Raw genomic sequence first — 17,835 nt, 5'->3', positions numbered from 1 at the left:
GGTTGTCTGGCTCATTTCCATGAGGAAAGAGATGGAAGAGTTTCACAAGGTCAAGCGTCTGCCGCAATACGTGTTCGAACAGGTCAACCGTTTGAAAGCGAGCGCGCGAGCGGGTGGAGCCGACATCATAGACCTTGGCATGGGCAATCCAGACCTTCCAACCCCAAAGGCGATTGTCGATAAGCTGTGCGAAGTCGTTCAGGACCCACGCACGCACCGTTACTCGTCCTCCAAAGGCATTCCCGGCCTTCGCCGCGCGCAGGCAGCCTATTACGCCCGCCGCTTCGGCGTGAAGCTGAACCCTGATACACAGGTCGTTGCCACACTCGGTTCCAAGGAAGGCTTTGCCAACATGGCGCAGGCCATCACGGCGCCGGGTGACGTCATTCTGTGTCCAAATCCGACATACCCGATCCACGCCTTCGGCTTTCTGATGGCAGGTGGCGTTATCCGCTCCATGAATGTGGAGCCGGATGAGAGCTTCTTTGGACCGCTGGAGCGCGCCGTGCGCCACTCCATCCCCAAGCCGCTCGCGCTCATCATCAACTATCCGTCCAACCCGACGGCCCATGTCGCATCGCTGGATTTCTACAAGGACGTCATCGCATTCGCGAAGAAGCATGATCTGATCGTGCTGTCCGACCTTGCCTATTCGGAAATCTATTTCGACGACAAGAACCCGCCTCCGTCCGTTCTGGAAGTGCCGGGCGCCATGGATGTTGCCGTGGAGTTCACCTCCATGTCCAAAACCTTCTCCATGCCCGGCTGGCGCATGGGCTTTGCTGTCGGCAACGAGCGGCTGATTGCTGCTTTGACGCGTGTGAAGTCCTACCTCGATTACGGCGCTTTCACGCCGATCCAGGTGGCGGCCACTCACGCGCTCAATGGCGATGGCTCCGATATCGCGGAAGTCCGCAATGTCTATCGTCGCCGCCGCGATGTGATGGTCGATACATTTGGCAAAGCCGGTTTCGAAGTGCCACCGCCAGCAGCGACCATGTTCGCATGGGCGAAAATTCCAGAGAAATTCCGCCATCTCGGCTCGCTTGAGTTTTCCAAGCTGCTGATCGAGAAAGCCGACATCGCGGTTGCTCCGGGTGTAGGCTTCGGCGAAATGGGCGATGATTATGTTCGCCTTGCGCTCGTTGAAAACGAGCATCGAATTCGTCAGGCCGCGCGCAATCTCAAGCGCTTCCTGTCGACGGCAGACGATACGTTGCACAACGTCGTCTCGCTCAACGCCCATAGATAAGGGCATTCCACCAGGGTGGCCGGTTCCGGCCACCTCTCAACTCAGCAAATCAGGAATATACCAATGGCAGATTCATTGAGAATCGGCGTAGCGGGACTCGGCACTGTCGGCTCTTCGCTTGTGCGCATCCTCCAGCAGAGAAGCAAAGAACTTGCGATTACCTGCGGACGCGCAATTGAGATTATCGCCGTCAGCGCACGCGACCGTTCGCGTGATCGCGGCATTGATCTCAAGGGTATCACCTGGTTCGACACACCTGAGGAACTGGCAGAAAAAGCCGATATCGATGTCCTCGTGGAACTGGTTGGCGGTGCGTCAGGCCAGGCCGAAAAAGCCGTTCGTGCGGCATTATCGCGTGGTCTCCATGTGGTGACGGCAAACAAGGCGCTTCTTGCCAAGCACGGTGTCGAGCTTGCCATTCTGGCGGAAGAAAAGGGCGCGCTGCTCAACTTCGAAGCGGCTGTCGCGGGTGGTATTCCCATCATCAAGGCGCTGCGTGAATCGCTCACGGGCAACCATGTGTCGCGCATCTACGGCATCATGAACGGTACCTGCAATTACATCCTTACCAAGATGGAGAAGGAAGGCCTGTCATTCGAAGCCTGCCTGAAGGAAGCGCAGCGTCTGGGCTATGCCGAAGCGGATCCGGCTTTCGATATCGAGGGCAACGATACGGCGCATAAGCTCGCCATTCTCACCACGCTTGCCTTCGGCAGCAAGATTTCCGCCGACGATATCTATCTCGAAGGCATCACCAATATCTCCATCGAAGATATTCAGGCCGCCTCCGATCTCGGTTACCGCATCAAGCTTCTCGGCGTCGCACAGATCACCGAATCCGGCATCGAACAGCGCGTTCACCCGACCATGGTGCCGCTGGATTCGGTCATCGCGCAGGTCGATGGCGTTACCAATGCTGTGGCTGTCGAGTCGGATATTCTTGGCGAATTGCTGATGGTTGGTCCCGGCGCTGGCGGCAACGCCACGGCATCCGCTGTTCTGGGCGATATCGCCGACATCGCCAAGAGCCGCCCCGGCGTTCAGCAGGTGCCCGTACTCGGTCGTCCGGCCAAGTCGCTGACGGATTATCGCCGCGCCAAGATGAAGAGCCACGAAGGCGGATACTTCATTCGTCTGACGGTGAAGGACAAGGCCGGTGTTTTCGCCTCCATCGCGACAGCCATGGCAGACAACAACATCTCGCTGGAATCCATCGTGCAGCATTCGCGCGTTCCAGCCGAAGGCGGTGCCCAGAACATCATCCTCGTCACCCACGCAACGATGGAAGATGCTATTCGCAAGGCGGTAAAGGCCATCAAGAGCGAGAAATACCTCGTCAGCGAACCACAGGTTATCCGCATCGAGCGGACCTGATCTGGGCATTTATAGCAACAAGGCGCCCGCGGCAGACCCCTCACTTGCGATTTCTAACACTTAGCCTTTGGCTAAGATGTTAGAAATCGCTTTCTCTCCCACACGGGGAGAGATAAGAATGCCGCGCCTGCCGCTGGTTCCCTCTACCCTTGTGGGAGAGGATAGAAAATCACGATCTTAGCGAAAGCTAAGTCGTAGATTTTCTAGGTGAGGGGTTCTGCGCCACCCGTGAAGCTTTCCATTCTCTAAACTTCAAAAAAACTGCTGCGCCTTGTCGGCGGGCGCGTTACTTCTTCGTCTTCCATGGGAGAAGGAGAGTGAGATGCATTACGCCATTCTGTGTTACGCCGATGAAGAAGCCGTCTTTGCCTGGTCCAAGGAAGAAGAGGAGGCGGTCATGGGCAGGCTTTATGCAGTGCAGGAGCCGCTGGCCAAGGCTGGCAAGCTCGGCCCCACCGGACGGCTGATGCCGACGACGGCAGCCACCACCGTTCGCAAGGGCAAGCAAGAACCTCTGGTTCTGGATGGCCCTTTTGCCGAGACCAAGGAAGTGCTGCTCGGCTTTTACACGATAGATGTCGAAAATCTGGAAGAAGCGGTGAGTTTTGCCAAGCAGCTTTCCGCCGCCAATCCGGGCTCGACTTCTTATGAAATCCGGCCCTTCTACGTCTTCCACCCCACAGGTGCACCCAAATGACAGATATTGCATGGATCGACCTTGCCTTGACGGCGGCGCGTCCGCAGGCGCTGGGCGCATTGCTGCGCTATTTCCGCGATCTGGATATGGCGGAAGAGGCTTTTCAGGAAGCCTGCCTGCGTGCGGTGCGGACTTGGGCCGAGAAAGGTCCGCCGCGCGATCCGGCAGCATGGTTGATCTTTGTCGGGCGCAACAGTGGCGTGGATGCCATTCGCAAACATTCGAAATCCGTGCCTCTGCCGGAAGAGGATGTGCTGTCCGATCTTTCCGATGCGGAAGCCGACATGGCGGAGCGTCTGGACAACTCCCATTACCGCGACGACATTTTGCGCCTGATGTTCGTCTGCTGCCATCCAGACCTGCCAGCAACGCAGCAGATCGCGCTTGCGCTGCGCATCGTCTCCGGTCTCAGCGTCACGCAGATTGCGCGGGCATTTCTGGTAACGGATGCGGCGATGGAGCAGCGGATTACCCGCGCCAAGAGCCGCGTTGCCAAAGCCGGTGTACCCTTTGAAAACCCGACCGCCTGGGAGCGGCAGGAGCGTTTGGACAAGGTCTGCGCCATGCTCTATCTCGTTTTCAATGAGGGCTATTCGTCGGCTATCTCCAATCCTGACAGCATGGCGATGTGCGAAGAGGCAATTCGTCTGGCCCGCATTCTGCTGCGCATTTTCCCGTCCGAAACGGAGATCATGGGGCTTTTGACGCTGATGCTCTTGCAGCACTCCCGCCGCGATGCGCGCTTTTCACCTGACGGTGACATCATTCTGATGGAAGATCAGGATCGCGACAACTGGGACCGACAGATCATCGATGAGGCGCTGGCCTTGCTCGACAAGGCGATGCGCCACCGCAAACCCGGTCCCTACCAGCTTCAGGCAGCAATCGCGGCTCTGCATGCGCGCGCCGCGACGGCGAAGGATACGGACTGGTTCGGCATCGACCTTCTTTATCAGGCGCTAGAGCATCTCCAGCCGTCGCCCGTCGTCACGCTCAACCGGGCCGTGGCCGTTTCAAAAATGGATGGGCCGGAGGCAGCACTTGCCGTGCTTCAGACCCTGGATGGAAAGCTGGACGCCTATTTCTATTACCACGGCGTTCGTGGCGGGCTTTTGATGCAGGCGGGCAGGGCAGCGGAAGCGCGTGAAGCCTTTGATCGCGCCATTGCTCTTGCCAACACGCCAGCCGAAGCCGCGCACATCCGCCAGCAGTTGGACAAGCTTGCGCTGGAAAATACGAAATAATTTCTGAGCGCGTGTCGGATGGCTGTCTGCTCAGACGTCCTTGCAGCATCATCAAGAGGATGAACCAACCACGCGAAAGGAAAATGACCATGACAACTCATCACGGTGCCCACGATCTGGTTCTGATGCGCGAATTCGATGCTCCGCGTGAAAAGCTTTATCGCGCATGGAGCGACCCTGATTTGCTGAAGCAATGGTTCTGCCCCAAGCCATGGGGCGTTTCGCATGCGGAACTGGACCTTCGCGCGGGTGGCTCCAGCTTTATCATCATGAATGGCCCTGATGGCGAAGTGGTTGAAAATCGCGGCGTCTATCTGGAAGTCATCCCCAATGAAAAGCTGGTTTTTACCGACGCCTACACCAGCGCTTGGGTGCCTGCGGAAAAGCCATTCATGACGGGCATCGTTCTTTTCGAAGATTTGGGCGATGGCCGCACGAAATACACTGCAATCGCCCGGCACTGGACCGAAGACGACAAGAAGGCCCATGAAGCGATGGGCTTCCATGAAGGCTGGGGAATGGCAGCTGATCAGCTGGCTGCGCTGGTCGCGACACTCTAAGGCGCGGGGAGGAAAGCTCATGTCTTACGCTACTTTTTCTACGCCTCTGCCGCGCTGGCAGAGGCTCGCCGGGTCGGTGATGAGCGGGCTCGTTATCGCGTTTCTGATTTTCGATGGCGCCATCAAGCTCGCACCCATTGCGCCCGTGACAGAAACGCTGGTCGCGCTTGGATATTCAGGCGATCCATCACTTGCGCGCGGGCTTGGCATCATGACGCTGATCATCGTGCTTCTCTATGCCATCCCCCGCACGTCCGTACTCGGCGCAATTTTACTGACGGGACTGCTGGGTGGTGCAATCACTACCCATCTGCGGGTCGGAAGCCCGGTGTTTTCGCATCTGCTTTTCGGCGTTTATCTGGGGCTGCTGGCATGGGGCGGGCTCTATCTGCGGTCGGAAACACTGCGAATGCTCACTCCACTGCGTCGTAAAAGCTAAGTGGTCAGAGTGGGTATGCTAGCCGAATCGCGCTCCCGGTGCTTTATTCGTCGCAATTACGGAGAGCTTGCTTGATTACCATTCGCCCAGCCAGAGAAGGTGACGCTGCCATGCTCGCGGCCATCGGTCTGCGGGCGTGGGCGGATGCGACGACCGTCATTGGTGTGACGGAAGAGTTGCGGGAAAATGCCCGCTTCGCTTTCGGCAATTTCGTTCGCTCATCCTGGAATGCCATCACCGTCGCAGAGCTGGATGGCGCGGTTGCGGGCTGGGCTGCGCGTGAAAATTTCGATGACGCGATCAGCGATTTCTGGGTCGATCCCGGCTATCAACGGCTCGGCGTGGGCAGCCGTCTTTTGTCGGTCATCGAACGGCAGATCGTGCAGCGCGGCTTCTTCGCCGGAAAGCTGGAAAGCCACGCCCATAACGATCCGGCAATCTCGTTTTTCCGCAAGCATGGATATAGCGTCAGCTGGCTATCGCTGAAATATTCCCAGAAGCTGGATCGAGAGGTGCAATCCATCGGTTTGCAAAAGCAGCTTGTGGAGATGGAAAGCGAATCTTACGGCTTTGGATTTTGAGCCATCGTCAGTAGCTGGATCGGCCAGTCAGGCATGATGAGCAGTGACGTGGCAAGTGCGATCTGGAAGATGATGATGGCCAGCAGAATGCTGCGGAACGGTTCCTTGCGGGTTTTGTGACGCAGCACGCGCTGGGCGAGAATGGCCCCGAGACTGCCGCCGAAGAAAGCGAGCGAGAGCAGTGTGCTTTCACGCACGCGCCATTCGCCTTTCTTCGCTGCTTTCTTGTCCCACCCGTAGATGAGGAAGACCAGCAGATTGAAGGTGAGATAGGCCGCGAGTGCAAGGGCGAGGGTCAGCATCATCCAGCCTATCGGAATTCAAAATTGTAAATATTCGATCTTCAACTTGGCCAAAAAGTCAGAGCTTTGGCGGGTAACGCGTGACAAGCCTTGCGCCACGGTGTCAATTGTTCTACCTCACGACTGACAGAAATTCCGTATATTAAGAGCTTGATATGACCCTTGTAGACGTGCGCACGCCAGACCCGAAACGCTTCATTCCCGGCGCGACCGGCGATTGGGAAATCGTAATCGGCATGGAGGTTCACGCTCAGGTTCTCTCCAATTCCAAGCTGTTCTCTGGTGCCTCAACCACATTCGGCAATGCGCCGAACTCTAACGTCTCGCTGGTGGATGCCGCGATGCCGGGCATGTTGCCTGTCATCAACGAGGAATGCGTGGCGCAGGCCGTGCGCACAGGCCTTGGCCTGAAGGCGCAGATCAACAAGCGCTCCATCTTCGACCGCAAGAACTATTTCTATCCGGATTTGCCGCAGGGCTACCAGATTTCCCAGTTCAAAGACCCGATTGTCGGTGAAGGCAAGATCGTCATCTCGCTGGGCCCGGATCGTCAGGGCAATTTTGAAGACATCGAAATCGGCATCGAACGTCTGCATCTGGAGCAGGATGCCGGCAAGTCCATGCACGACCAGCATCCGACCATGTCCTTCGTGGACCTGAACCGTTCTGGCGTGGCGCTGATGGAAATCGTATCCAAGCCGGACATGCGTTCGTCCGACGAAGCCAAGGCCTACATGACCAAGCTGCGTTCCATCGTGCGCTACCTCGGCACCTGCGACGGCAACATGGATGAAGGCTCCATGCGTGCGGACGTCAACGTGTCGGTTCGCAAGCCGGGTGAAGCTTTCGGCACACGTTGCGAAATCAAGAACGTCAACTCCATCCGCTTCATCGGTCAGGCCATCGAATACGAAGCCCGTCGCCAGATCGCCATTCTGGAAGACGGCGGCTCCATCGATCAGGAAACCCGCCTCTTCGATCCGGGCAAGGGCGAAACGCGCTCCATGCGCTCCAAGGAAGATGCGCATGACTATCGCTACTTCCCCGATCCCGATCTGCTGCCGCTGGAATTCGATGACGCCTATGTCGAAGCGCTGAGCAAGGATTTGCCGGAACTGCCTGACGACAAGAAGGCCCGTTTCGTCAACGAGCTTGGCCTCTCGGTCTATGACGCCTCGATCCTCGTGTCTGAAAAGGCAATCGCGGATTACTACGAGCTTGTCGCTGAAGGCCGCGATGGCAAGATCGCCGCCAACTGGGTTATCAACGATCTGCTGGGCGCACTCAACAAATCCAGCAAGGGTATCGAAGAAACACCGGTTTCCGCAGATCAGCTGGGCGGCATCATCGATCTCATCAAGGCTAACACCATCTCCGGCAAGATCGCCAAGGACCTGTTCGAAATCGTCTGGAACGAAGGTGGCAATCCGGCTGAGATCGTCGAGAGCCGCGGCATGAAGCAGGTAACGGACACTGGTGCCATCGAAAAGGCCGTGGATGAGATCATCGCCGCCAACCCGGATCAGGTGGAGAAGGTCAAGGCAAAGCCGACGCTCGCCGGCTGGTTTGTCGGCCAGGTCATGAAGGCCACCGGCGGCAAGGCCAACCCACAGGCCGTGCAGGATCTGGTCAAGGCGAAGCTGGGGATTGAAGAGTAAGGGACTGTTGGCGTTCCGTCAGCTTTGCTGAGCGGTGGAGCGCCCCCGAAACCCTTTCATCCGTCATCCTCGGGCTTGTCCCGAGGATCTAACGAACCTCAACATCAAACGTGGTTAGATCCTCGGGACAAGCCCGAGGATGACGTCGAGTATGATGAGGCGTTAAATATCGACACCGACGGGATTGCTCCCGGCTTTTTCATTCTCAGACGGAGTTGACATGGTGTTCTTCATTCGCACGGCCAGTGAGCGCGATATCGAGCCGGTGAGGGCGCTTTTGGCACGCACCTGGCATGCGACCTATGACGCCATCTATGGTGCAGACCGTGTGGCGCAGCTGATTTCGGACTGGCACGCGCCCAAGGCGATGAAAGAGCGTGTCGAGAAAAAGGGTGGCGAGTTTCTGGTGGCGGATGATGGCAGGCGCATTGCCGGCATGGGCTTTGCAGCCATGTCCACCAAAATGGCCAAGACCGCTCTGCTGCACCAGCTTTATGTCGATCCGCAGTTCCAAAGACAGGGCGTGGGCCGCGATATTTTCGCCGAGTTGGAAACCTGTTTCCCCGATGCGGAAATCATGCGCCTTGAGGTCGAGCCGAAAAACACGGTCGCGATTGCCTTCTATGAAGGTGTCGGCTTTGCCGAGGTGGACCGCGTGGAACGCATGGCGGGCGTTGAAGGTTTGCCCGGCATTGTCATGGAAAAGATCCTCGCCCGATGAGCACCCCAATCGAAAATCTCGTCATTCGTTTTGCGCGTGAAAGCGATGTCCCGGCGCTAGCCGCCATTTTTGCCGCTGATGGGATTGGCGGTCATGGAGATACGGCGGACGAATCAGCGTTGCCGGATTATCTCGCTGCCTTTCACGCTATCGAAAACTCATCCAACGAAACGCTCTATGTCGCGGAACTGGATGGCGAAGTCGTCGGGACGTTTCAGACGGTGTTTCTCACCAAGCTGGTTGGCCGTGGTGCCGTATCGATGAAGATCGAGGCGGTGCAGACTCGCTCCGATATGCGCGGTCGTGGCATTGGTGCGATGATGATCCGTTACTGCATTGACGATGCCAAACAGCGTGATGTCAAAAACATCCAGCTCATATCCAATATGGCGCGGCTGGATGCGCATCGCTTCTACGAGAGGCTGGGCTTCGACAAGCGGCATTTCGGCTTCAGCATGAAACTGAAATAGTGTCGATATCGCGGGAAATACTGGACAATCGGCCCATGGGGCGGCATAAGCTTCTGTTGTGCTGCGCACCTCAAATCACCGCAGTGCACTCAAGCCCGAGGAACTGACAATGAAGACTCTCCTGACGCAAATCTTCACCTGGTGGAACGGCCAGACAATCGGAACGCGCTTTCATACCTGGCGTTTCGGCAAGAAGGTTGGGCAGGACGAGTTGGGCAACACCTATTACGAAGGCGGCACCACGTCCTGGGGCATGCCGCGCCGCTGGGTGATCTATAACGGTTACGCCGAAGCCTCTGCCATTCCTCCGGGCTGGCACGGCTGGATGCATTACCGCACCGACACCCCACCAAGCCAGGAGAGCTATACGGCCCGTGACTGGCAGAAGCCACACCAGCCGAACCTCACCGGCACGTCGCAGGCTTACCGCCCACCGGGTTCGTTGGCCGTTGCAGGTGAGCGACCACAGGTCACCGGCGATTACGACGCCTGGACACCTGGCAACTAAGGTGACGGCGAGGGTGGCTGGCCGCTATATAAGCGCTCGGTTTGTTGACGCGATCGACACAGGCCATCACCCGTTTTCGCCACATTCCGCCTGTAGGCGTTGACCCCGCACTGACCGGTGCGGGAAATCTTTCTGGAGACGGTTCGATATGGGAAAATTCACGCGAGATGGTTCTTTGCGTGCGCTGGCTGTGTCGCTGATTGCGCTTTTGCCTGTGACAGGCACCGTCTCTCCTGCGTCTGCCGCCCGCATCGAAAACCGCGTCGCCGTCTTCTCCGGCATTGACAAGATCACCGGCCGCATCACGTCCTTCGATGTCTATCTCAACGAAACAGTCCAGTTCGGCGCCCTTCAGGTGACGCCGAAGGTCTGCTATTCGCGTGACGACACCGAGGCGCAGAAGATCGATGCCTTCATCGAAGTCGACGAAATCACCCTCGACCGGAAGATCAAACGCATCTTCACCGGCTGGATGTTTGCCGACAGCCCGGGCCTGAATGCCGTCGAGCATCCGATTTATGACGTGTGGCTGACCGGTTGCAAGCAGGAATCGGACGTCCCGGCTCCGTCTTCGGCGGCGAAGACGAACTGATCCTCATAATTCGATATTTTAGTCGCTTCTGTTTTTACCGACGACTTTCGGCTGGATGGTAAGTGGTAGTATAAGCCACTCACCAATAACGGCTTTCGGTGGCACAGGAAATTTTCGCTCTTCGATCAGGCGCTGAATAGCAATCTTTGATTCTGGTCTTGCTTTGGTACTTTCAGTGAATGAGATCCACTGCTTTGCCATTGCCGTCGATCCGAAACCGAATATAGAGCGTCTGCAATTCGCCGGTTGCCAACTTTCTCAGGTCTGGTTTGTTTACGATTGGCACGAGCTCAATGGCGAGCTGCCTTTTCCAAGAAATGACATCTTTCTCTTGGGACGACGGTGCAGCACTTGCGGCAACGGTCATGAACGCAATTATTGAAATGAGCGCAAATAACCGCATGACACCCCTGTTTAGATATTCGTCCTGAAAGGGTTAGGTCAGCACTTTGCGTCAAGCAAGTTGCGAACTATTGCCCGTCATCGATTTTGTCCCCGCCGAAATCCAGATGTTCCGAGCGCATTGCCGCATCCAATATCTTCGCGTACTCAGCCTTCGGCACATCGATTGCACCAAATGTCTTGAGATGCTCTGTCGTGAATTGGGTGTCGAGCAGCGTGAAGCCCTTTTCGCGCAGCCGTTCCACAAGATAGACGAGGCAGATCTTCGAGGCGTTGGTGCGTCTGGAGAACATGCTTTCGCCGAAGAAGGCGGAGCCGAGCGAGACGCCGTAGAGCCCACCCACCAGTTCGTCACCTTCCCAGGCTTCAACGCTGTGGGCGTGACCGATCTCGTGGAGTTCGGTGTAGAGGCGGCGGATGGTGGTGTTGATCCAGGTGCTGGGGCGATTGTCGGCTTCCGCAGCGCAGCCTGCCATGACGCCTTCGAAATCCGTATCGAAGCGGATGTCGAACGGCTTTTTGCGAATGACTTTGGCGAGGCTTTTAGAGACGTGGAAATCGTTGAGCGGGATGATGCCGCGCAGTTCCGGCTCGACCCAGAAAAGCTCCGGGTCATCTGCCGCATCGGCCATGGGGAAGAGGCCGATGGAATAGGCGCGCAGCAGAATATCGACGGTTATATCGTTATTTCTGCTGCGCCTTGCCATCGATCAGCTTTTGTCGCCGGCCAGATATTTTTCCAGCCAGTGAATGTCGTAATCACCCTTCAGGATGTCTTCGTTCTGAAGAAGGTCTTGAAACAGCGGCAGCGTCGTCTTGATGCCGTCGACCACGAATTCGTCCAGCGCGCGGATCAGACGACGAATGCATTCGTCGCGATTGCGGCCGTGCACGATCAGCTTGCCGATCATGCTGTCGTAGTACGGCGGGATCTTGTAGCCCTGATAGGCACCGGAATCCACGCGCACGCCGAGACCGCCGGGCGTGTGGAAATAGGTGAGCGTACCGGGAGACGGAACGAAGGTGCGCGGATCTTCGGCGTTGATGCGGCATTCAATGGCGTGGCCGTTGAATTTTACTTCATCCTGAGTAACCGAAAGGCCCTGGCCGGATGCAACGCGAATCTGCTCCTGCACTAGGTCCATGCCGGTGATGGCTTCCGTGACCGGATGCTCCACCTGAAGACGGGTGTTCATTTCGATGAAATAAAACTCGCCGTTTTCGTACAGGAACTCGATGGTGCCGGCGCCACGATATTTCAGCTTGCGCATGGCATCGGCGCAAATCTCGCCGATCTTCATACGCTGCTCGACGGTCAGTGCCGGAGAGTTGGCTTCTTCCAAAACCTTCTGGTGGCGGCGCTGCAACGAGCAATCGCGTTCACCCAGATGGATGGCATTGCCTTCACCATCGCCGAATACCTGCACTTCGATGTGACGCGGCTTGCCGAGGTACTTTTCCATGTAGACAGCGTCGTTGCCGAAAGCGGCCAGCGCTTCGGAACGCGCCGTGGAAACGGCTTCTTCGACTTCCGATTCGGTATTGGCGACCTTCATGCCGCGTCCACCGCCGCCAGCCGTCGCCTTGATCAGAACCGGGAAGCCGATCTTGCGGGCGATATCCAGAGCGTTTTCGGGCTTCACTTCGCCATCGGAACCGGGAACGACGGGAATGCCGAGTTCCTGCGCGGTCTGCTTGGCGGTGATCTTGTCACCCATGATGCGGATGTGGTCGGCGGTCGGCCCGATGAAGGTGATGCCATGCGCGTCGAGAATATCCGCGAATTTGGCATTTTCCGACAGGAAGCCGTATCCGGGGTGAACGGCGTCCGCACCGGTGATTTCGCAGGCCGCAACGATCTGGTGGATGTTGAGGTAGCTGTCACGCGAAGGCGGCGGGCCGATGCACACGCTTTCGTCGGCAAGGCGCACATGCATGGCATCCGCGTCAGCCGTGGAGTGGACGGCAACCGTCGGAATGCCGAGTTCCTTGGCGGCGCGCAACACGCGAAGGGCAATTTCGCCGCGATTGGCGATGAGGATTTTGGATACCATGAAATCAGCCCTTATTCGATGACCACGAGGGCTTCACCATACTCGACTGGCTGCGAGTCGTTGACGATGATTTCCGTGACCTTGCCGGACTTTGGTGCCGGGATCTGGTTCATGGTCTTCATGGCTTCAACGATGAGAAGCGTCTGGCCTTCCTTGACGGTGGCGCCGACTTCGATGAATGCGCGTGCGCCCGGAGCAGGCGAGAGATACGCCGTGCCGACCATTGGCGATGTTACGGTGTTGGCCGGGTTGCGGGCAGGGGCGGCGGGAGCCGCTGCTGCTGCCGGTGCAGCCGCTGGCGCAGGTGCGGCAGGTGCCTGTGCGTAGGATGGCGGGGCTGCTGCATAGACAGTTGCTGGCGGGATGGAACGCGAAACGCGAATGCGCAGATCGTCCTGCTCGACCTCGATCTCGGAAAGGTCGGTGTCGTTGAGAATATTCGCGAGATCGCGGATCAGCTCTTTATCGATACCGTTTTTCTTTTCAGACATGACAAACCCTATTCTGATTGTTTCTTTTTATGCCGTGATATTTTTCAAGGCGTTAAGCGCCATGATGTAGCCATATGGCCCGAAGCCACAGATCATTCCCTTTGCGGCGGGCGCTATCATCGATTTATGGCGGAATTCCTCGCGTGCGTGGATGTTGGAAATATGAACTTCCAGCACTGGAACGGAAATGGCTCTGATAGCATCATGCAACGCAATGGATGTATGTGCATAAGCGCCGGGATTGATGACGACACCGGCGGCGCGTTCGCCAGCTTCGTGCAACAGGTCTACCAGAGCACCCTCATGGTTGGACTGGTGACACTCGACCACAAAGCCAAGCTCTTCACCGGCCTTGATGCAGTCGCTCTCAATATCTTTCAGGGTCTTGCCGCCATAAATGCCCGGCTCCCGTTTTCCCAACATGTTGAGGTTGGGTCCGTTGAGGACGAAGATCGTGTTGCTCATTTGCGGTTCCGTCAAAAAATCAGGGCCACCTATAGACCGCGCGACCGCGAAGGAAAAGCCCCGAAGCGCGTAAAGCACGGGTTGTCCTTAATGTTCTGGCTTTTTCGGTTGGTTTTACTTGGATATTGCCGTTGCGGCTTCATCTTTGCAGCAAGCAGCGAGATGAAAAACGGACGATCGGCTTTGCGATCGATGCCTTGCCATGTGCGGTGATCGTATTGCGAATACGTTTCTCTCCGAAAATCACACCTACTGCTGCTGTGGCTGCGCGCCCTTCACCGCCGGGTTCTTGAGGTCGATGCGGCTGGTTTCCTCGGGTAAGAACTGCGGGCCGACGATGCGGACCTTGTTATTTTTTGGGTCGTAGTCCCGCTCGGGAATGGGCTCGGCTTTCTCCACCGGCTTCGTTTCGGCTGGCTTTGGTGCCGCGTCAACCTTGGGCGATGTGATGGTGGTGATGCTGGAGCCGTTCTGAAGAGCGGTGGATTGGGGTGCCTGCTCCTGCTTTTTCATCTCGTCATGGTACGCCGCCATGTTGCAGCTGCATGAGGGTGAGCGGGAGGCGCTGGGATTGTTGCGGTAGGCGAAGGCTGTGGGCATCGAGGTATATGGCTGGCCGGTCTTGGCGGAGACCATGTCGGAACTCTCCTGACCCTCAAGCGAGTGGTAGAAAAGCTCGGTCTGCGTGCCGGGGCACATGCGCTCGCATTGTGCGGCCTGTGCGCGGAAATCGAGCGGCGTTGCATCTGAGGAAATAGGAAAGAAGGCGCCGTCGCAGGTGCGCACGCACAGCGTTCTCAGCCCGCCCTGCATGGGCATATCCGGGTTGGGTGCATAATCCAGATTGTCCGGTTGGTCGAATGGATCGCCGGGGCCACGCATATCCGGGGTTTGCGATGGATCTGTTGAGGTGAAGGACGGCGACTGCTCATCGAAGCAGCCCTGCGCATCCAGCGCAGCCATGATGCGTTGGCGACCGTCCTGAGCATTGTCTGCCCGTTGTGCGGCCAGCATCCGGTCACGATCTTCCGCGATCATGTCCCGCTCGGCCTGCGCCTGTACAAGCGCGTCACCAATTTCCCCGCAAAGCTGGGCGTTGGGATTGCCGTAGACAATGATGCTGCCTGAGGAGCAGCCGTAGCTGCGCATGTCGTTCTTGATGCGGCGGATGACGATATTCTGCTGGGCGAGCGCATTGGCGTATCTGCGCACTTCCGCGGTGTTGCCGATGATCTGTGTCGGTTGATCCAGCTGTGCGCGCAGGGAATCGCAAACCGCGCTTGCCTGCGCCGAAAGGGGCGAGGCAAATAGCAGCGTAACAAGCGTGCCGAACAATCGGCTGCGGCGCGGGATCAATGGTCCGTCCGTTTCCTGACCCGCCATCATGCTGGTCATATCCTGTTGATCATCGCCCGCGATGGGTGGGCGAATATTCTTTAGCTCAGGATAACATAGTGCTGCGCCGCAAAGCGGCAACAGTCGGTTCAAAATTATGTTAACCCGCGCTTACTCGGATGGGTTGGACGCCTGCACCACGGCAAGTGCCGCCATGTTGACCACGCCACGCGATGTGACTGTCGGTGACAGGATGTGGACGGGTAGGGCAGAGCCGAGAAGGATGGGGCCGACATGCAGGCCTTCCGTCATGGTGCGCACGACGCCGAGCGTAATGTTAGCCGAATCGAGGTTCGGGAAAACCAGAAGGTTGGCTTCGCCGGAAAGCGAGCTATTGGGCATGGCACGCTTGCGAAGTGTTTCCGACAGCGCAGACCCACCCTGCATTTCGCCATCGATTTCCAGTTCCGGCGCGGCATTGCGCACCAGCTGAAGCGCACGGCGCATCTTGCGGGCGCTTTCGGAATCCCGCGAGCCGAAATTCGAATGGCTGGCGAGAGCGATCTTCGGCGTGATGCCGAAACGCTTGATTTCCTTGGATGCGAGGATCGCAAGTTCCGCGATGTCTTCTGCCGTCGGCTCGTAATTGACGAAGGTGTCAGTCAGGAACAGCGCGCCCTGCTGGGTGATCAGCAGGCTGAGGCCGCCGAATGTATGCGCATTCTGCTGCTTGCCGATGATCTGGTTCACATCGCGCAGATGTCGGTCGAAACGACCTTCCAGACCGCAGATAAGCGCATCCGCTTCACCGCGCTTGACGGAGAGCGCGCCGATGACCGTGCTGTTGGTACGAACGATGGTACGCGCCGCTTCCGGGTTGATACCGGCGCGACCGACCAAAGCGAAATAGTCATCGACATATTCGCGGTAACGTGGATCGTCTTCCGGGTTGACCACGGCAAAGTCTGCATTAGGGCGAATGCGAAGGCCGAAGCGCTTCAGGCGCGTCTCGATGATCTGTGGACGACCGATGAGGATCGGAACGCCGGTGCCTTCTTCCAGCAGCACCTGTGCGGCGCGCAGCACGCGTTCGTCTTCTCCTTCTGCAAAGATGATGCGCTTCTTCTCTGCCGTTTTCGCCAGATTGAAGATGGGCTTCATGATGAAGCCGGAACGCCAGACGAAGCGGTTCAGCTGATCGAGATAGGCGTCGAAATCGGTAATCGGACGCGCTGCGACGCCGCTCGCTGCCGCAGCGCGTGCAACGGCTGGCGCGATGCGCAGGATGAGGCGCGGATCGAAGGGCGAGGGGATGAGGTAGTTCGGTCCGAAGATCGGCGTTTCATCGCTATAGGCCTTCGCCGCGACTTCCGAAACTTCTTCACGTGCCAGTTCTGCGATGGCGTGAACGGCGGCCATCTTCATTTCTTCGTTAATGGTGGTCGCGCCGCAATCCAGTGCACCCCGGAAAATATAGGGGAAGCACAGCACGTTGTTGACCTGGTTCGGGAAGTCGGAACGACCCGTGCAGATCATCGCATCAGGGCGGGCCTGACGGGCCAGTTCCGGCATGATTTCAGGGTTCGGGTTGGCCAGCGCGAGAATGAGCGGCTTTTCGGCCATGCGCGCCAGAAGTTCCGGCTTCAGAACGCCAGCCGCGGAAAGGCCCAGGAAAACGTCGGCATCATCGATTGTTTCGTGGAGCGCACGCTTGTCGGTCTTCTGGGCGTAAACCTCTTTCCACTCGTCCATCAGCGTGTTGCGGCCGTCATAAACGAGGCCTTCAATGTCGTGGACCCAGATGTTTTCGCGCTTTGCGCCCAGTTCGACCAGCAGGTTGAGGCAGGCCAGTGCTGCAGCGCCCGCGCCCGATGCGACGATCTTGACGTTGCCGATGGTCTTGCCGGCAAGCTCCAGCGCGTTGGTTACCGCAGCGGCGACGATGATGGCGGTGCCGTGCTGATCATCGTGGAAGACGGGAATGTTCATCTTCTCACGAAGCTGACGCTCCACCTCGAAACATTCCGGTGCCTTGATGTCTTCGAGGTTGATGCCGCCGAAGGTGGGCTCCAGCGCCGAGATGGTGGAGACCATGTCATTGATGCCGGGCGCATCGATTTCGATGTCGAACACGTCGATGCCCGCAAATTTCTTGAACAGAACGGCCTTGCCTTCCATAACTGGCTTGGACGCCAGCGGGCCGATATTGCCGAGGCCGAGAACCGCCGTGCCGTTGGAAATCACAGCGACCAGATTGGCGCGCGCCGTATATTGCGCAGCCGTTTCCGGGTTTTCGTGAATGGCAAGGCAGGGGGCGGCAACGCCCGGGGAATAGGCAAGCGCCAGATCGCGCTGGTTGCCCAGCGGCTTGGAGGCCTGAATTTCCAGTTTTCCGGGACGCGGATAGCGGTGGTAGAAAAGCGCCTGTTCTTCCAGATCCGCATTGGCGTTTTTGTTTTGCGTGTTGCCCGTGTCCTGAGAACTCATTCTATCACCGCTTATTTCAAGTTTCTTGGAGGCCTTTGCATACAACAATCGGCCAGTGCGTACAGCCGTTTATTTTATCCGAGGTCGGCAAAATCGGTAGTTTAGAGATCGCGTAAAAATGCGGCCCGCTGCGTGTAAATATTGTTTTGTCATCTTGCTGAAACACGAGTCTGGTTTTGCAGGGGATGAAAGTTGCCGAGACA

20 protein-coding genes are annotated in these 17,835 nt (G+C 57.6%); 12 read left to right on the top strand and 8 right to left on the bottom strand.

Annotated features, from left to right (window positions below):
• The first annotated feature begins 31 nt into the window (after positions 1-31).
• The 7 genes from ABUK73_RS01875 to ABUK73_RS01845 all read left to right on the top strand — a co-directional run bounded on the left by ABUK73_RS01875 (position 32) and on the right by ABUK73_RS01845 (position 6,147).
• Positions 32-1,252, top strand: coding sequence for an LL-diaminopimelate aminotransferase (locus tag ABUK73_RS01875; protein WP_353575789.1), 1,221 nt, complete (start codon positions 32-34; stop codon positions 1,250-1,252).
• Between the two features lie 63 nt (positions 1,253-1,315).
• The gene (locus tag ABUK73_RS01870; protein WP_113088164.1) at positions 1,316-2,626 is read left to right on the top strand and encodes a homoserine dehydrogenase; all 1,311 of its coding nucleotides are present in this window, start codon (positions 1,316-1,318) and stop codon (positions 2,624-2,626) included.
• A gap of 322 nt (positions 2,627-2,948) precedes the next feature.
• On the top strand, positions 2,949-3,323 hold the full coding sequence (locus ABUK73_RS01865) for a YciI family protein (protein WP_353575788.1): 375 nt from the start codon (positions 2,949-2,951) through the stop codon (positions 3,321-3,323).
• Complete coding sequence (locus ABUK73_RS01860; protein WP_353575787.1) at positions 3,320-4,567, top strand: RNA polymerase sigma factor; 1,248 nt, start codon at positions 3,320-3,322, stop codon at positions 4,565-4,567. The genes ABUK73_RS01865 and ABUK73_RS01860 overlap by 4 nt, the downstream gene beginning before the upstream one ends.
• Before the next feature lie 83 nt (positions 4,568-4,650).
• Positions 4,651-5,127, top strand: coding sequence for an SRPBCC family protein (locus ABUK73_RS01855; protein ID WP_353575786.1), 477 nt, complete (start codon positions 4,651-4,653; stop codon positions 5,125-5,127).
• Between the two features lie 19 nt (positions 5,128-5,146).
• Positions 5,147-5,566 carry a DoxX family protein gene (locus ABUK73_RS01850; RefSeq protein ID WP_353575785.1) on the top strand — a complete coding sequence of 140 codons (420 nt, stop codon included), beginning with the start codon at positions 5,147-5,149 and terminating at the stop codon, positions 5,564-5,566.
• A gap of 71 nt (positions 5,567-5,637) precedes the next feature.
• The gene (locus tag ABUK73_RS01845) at positions 5,638-6,147 is read left to right on the top strand and encodes a GNAT family N-acetyltransferase (protein ID WP_353575784.1); all 510 of its coding nucleotides are present in this window, start codon (positions 5,638-5,640) and stop codon (positions 6,145-6,147) included.
• On the opposite strand, the gene ABUK73_RS01840 is transcribed toward ABUK73_RS01845, so the two are convergent.
• Positions 6,129-6,452, bottom strand: coding sequence for a DUF1294 domain-containing protein (locus tag ABUK73_RS01840; protein ID WP_454892306.1), 324 nt, complete (start codon positions 6,450-6,452; stop codon positions 6,129-6,131). The two genes, ABUK73_RS01845 and ABUK73_RS01840, sit on opposite strands and share 19 nt — an antisense overlap.
• A 152-nt stretch (positions 6,453-6,604) precedes the next feature.
• Between ABUK73_RS01840 and gatB the strand changes: the two genes are divergently transcribed.
• The 5 genes from gatB (at position 6,605) to ABUK73_RS01815 (ending at position 10,398) form a co-directional block, all read left to right on the top strand.
• A complete protein-coding gene (gatB, locus tag ABUK73_RS01835) occupies positions 6,605-8,107 on the top strand; it encodes an Asp-tRNA(Asn)/Glu-tRNA(Gln) amidotransferase subunit GatB (protein WP_353575783.1) in 1,503 nt (500 codons plus the stop codon).
• A 223-nt stretch (positions 8,108-8,330) separates the two neighbouring features.
• Positions 8,331-8,828 (top strand): GNAT family N-acetyltransferase, encoded by a 498-nt coding sequence (locus ABUK73_RS01830; RefSeq protein WP_353575999.1) that lies wholly within the window; start codon positions 8,331-8,333, stop codon positions 8,826-8,828.
• Positions 8,825-9,298 (top strand): GNAT family N-acetyltransferase, encoded by a 474-nt coding sequence (locus ABUK73_RS01825; protein ID WP_353575782.1) that lies wholly within the window; start codon positions 8,825-8,827, stop codon positions 9,296-9,298. The genes ABUK73_RS01830 and ABUK73_RS01825 overlap by 4 nt, the downstream gene beginning before the upstream one ends.
• Positions 9,299-9,407: 109 nt before the next feature.
• Positions 9,408-9,806: an NADH:ubiquinone oxidoreductase subunit NDUFA12 gene (locus ABUK73_RS01820; RefSeq protein WP_113088171.1), complete on the top strand. Its 399-nt coding sequence runs from the start codon at positions 9,408-9,410 to the stop codon at positions 9,804-9,806.
• A gap of 148 nt (positions 9,807-9,954) precedes the next feature.
• Positions 9,955-10,398: a DUF2155 domain-containing protein gene (locus tag ABUK73_RS01815; RefSeq protein WP_353575781.1), complete on the top strand. Its 444-nt coding sequence runs from the start codon at positions 9,955-9,957 to the stop codon at positions 10,396-10,398.
• Positions 10,399-10,416: 18 nt separating this feature from the next.
• Here ABUK73_RS01815 and ABUK73_RS01810 read toward each other — a convergent pair whose 3' ends face one another.
• The 7 genes from ABUK73_RS01810 to ABUK73_RS01780 all read right to left on the bottom strand — a co-directional run bounded on the left by ABUK73_RS01810 (position 10,417) and on the right by ABUK73_RS01780 (position 17,632).
• Entirely contained in the window at positions 10,417-10,599 is a 183-nt protein-coding gene (locus ABUK73_RS01810) for a hypothetical protein (RefSeq protein ID WP_353575780.1), read from the bottom strand.
• A gap of 269 nt (positions 10,600-10,868) precedes the next feature.
• Complete coding sequence (aat, locus tag ABUK73_RS01805; protein WP_353575779.1) at positions 10,869-11,507, bottom strand: leucyl/phenylalanyl-tRNA--protein transferase; 639 nt, start codon at positions 11,505-11,507, stop codon at positions 10,869-10,871.
• Positions 11,508-11,510: 3 nt separating this feature from the next.
• Positions 11,511-12,854, bottom strand: coding sequence for an acetyl-CoA carboxylase biotin carboxylase subunit (gene accC, locus ABUK73_RS01800; RefSeq protein ID WP_113088175.1), 1,344 nt, complete (start codon positions 12,852-12,854; stop codon positions 11,511-11,513).
• 11 nt (positions 12,855-12,865) lie between these two features.
• Entirely contained in the window at positions 12,866-13,345 is a 480-nt protein-coding gene (gene accB, locus ABUK73_RS01795) for an acetyl-CoA carboxylase biotin carboxyl carrier protein (RefSeq protein ID WP_353575778.1), read from the bottom strand.
• A 27-nt stretch (positions 13,346-13,372) separates the two neighbouring features.
• Positions 13,373-13,810, bottom strand: coding sequence for a type II 3-dehydroquinate dehydratase (aroQ, locus tag ABUK73_RS01790; RefSeq protein WP_113088177.1), 438 nt, complete (start codon positions 13,808-13,810; stop codon positions 13,373-13,375).
• A 249-nt stretch (positions 13,811-14,059) separates the two neighbouring features.
• Complete coding sequence (locus ABUK73_RS01785) at positions 14,060-15,193, bottom strand: DUF2865 domain-containing protein (protein ID WP_353575998.1); 1,134 nt, start codon at positions 15,191-15,193, stop codon at positions 14,060-14,062.
• Positions 15,194-15,316: 123 nt separating this feature from the next.
• A complete protein-coding gene (locus ABUK73_RS01780; RefSeq protein WP_353575777.1) occupies positions 15,317-17,632 on the bottom strand; it encodes an NADP-dependent malic enzyme in 2,316 nt (771 codons plus the stop codon).
• Positions 17,633-17,835: the final 203 nt, after the last annotated feature.

This window comes from Agrobacterium vacciniicorymbosi (genome assembly GCF_040427045.1).
Classification (GTDB): Bacteria; Pseudomonadota; Alphaproteobacteria; order Rhizobiales; family Rhizobiaceae; genus Agrobacterium.
This window is presented reverse-complemented; position numbering and strand designations above follow the sequence as displayed.

Coding starts and splice junctions, on each gene's coding strand:
- ABUK73_RS01820 (WP_113088171.1), top strand. CDS start 9,408: ATGAAGACTCTCCTGACGCAAATCTTCACCTGGTGGAACGGCCAGACA.
- gatB (WP_353575783.1), top strand. CDS start 6,605: ATGACCCTTGTAGACGTGCGCACGCCAGACCCGAAACGCTTCATTCCC.
- ABUK73_RS01815 (WP_353575781.1), top strand. CDS start 9,955: ATGGGAAAATTCACGCGAGATGGTTCTTTGCGTGCGCTGGCTGTGTCG.
- aroQ (WP_113088177.1), bottom strand. CDS start 13,810: ATGAGCAACACGATCTTCGTCCTCAACGGACCCAACCTCAACATGTTG.
- ABUK73_RS01875 (WP_353575789.1), top strand. CDS start 32: ATGGAAGAGTTTCACAAGGTCAAGCGTCTGCCGCAATACGTGTTCGAA.
- ABUK73_RS01860 (WP_353575787.1), top strand. CDS start 3,320: ATGACAGATATTGCATGGATCGACCTTGCCTTGACGGCGGCGCGTCCG.
- accC (WP_113088175.1), bottom strand. CDS start 12,854: ATGGTATCCAAAATCCTCATCGCCAATCGCGGCGAAATTGCCCTTCGC.
- ABUK73_RS01865 (WP_353575788.1), top strand. CDS start 2,949: ATGCATTACGCCATTCTGTGTTACGCCGATGAAGAAGCCGTCTTTGCC.
- ABUK73_RS01870 (WP_113088164.1), top strand. CDS start 1,316: ATGGCAGATTCATTGAGAATCGGCGTAGCGGGACTCGGCACTGTCGGC.
- ABUK73_RS01850 (WP_353575785.1), top strand. CDS start 5,147: ATGTCTTACGCTACTTTTTCTACGCCTCTGCCGCGCTGGCAGAGGCTC.
- ABUK73_RS01855 (WP_353575786.1), top strand. CDS start 4,651: ATGACCATGACAACTCATCACGGTGCCCACGATCTGGTTCTGATGCGC.
- ABUK73_RS01825 (WP_353575782.1), top strand. CDS start 8,825: ATGAGCACCCCAATCGAAAATCTCGTCATTCGTTTTGCGCGTGAAAGC.
- ABUK73_RS01785 (WP_353575998.1), bottom strand. CDS start 15,193: ATGGCGGGTCAGGAAACGGACGGACCATTGATCCCGCGCCGCAGCCGA.
- aat (WP_353575779.1), bottom strand. CDS start 11,507: ATGGCAAGGCGCAGCAGAAATAACGATATAACCGTCGATATTCTGCTG.
- ABUK73_RS01810 (WP_353575780.1), bottom strand. CDS start 10,599: ATGGCAAAGCAGTGGATCTCATTCACTGAAAGTACCAAAGCAAGACCA.
- accB (WP_353575778.1), bottom strand. CDS start 13,345: ATGTCTGAAAAGAAAAACGGTATCGATAAAGAGCTGATCCGCGATCTC.
- ABUK73_RS01840 (WP_454892306.1), bottom strand. CDS start 6,452: ATGATGCTGACCCTCGCCCTTGCACTCGCGGCCTATCTCACCTTCAAT.
- ABUK73_RS01780 (WP_353575777.1), bottom strand. CDS start 17,632: ATGAGTTCTCAGGACACGGGCAACACGCAAAACAAAAACGCCAATGCG.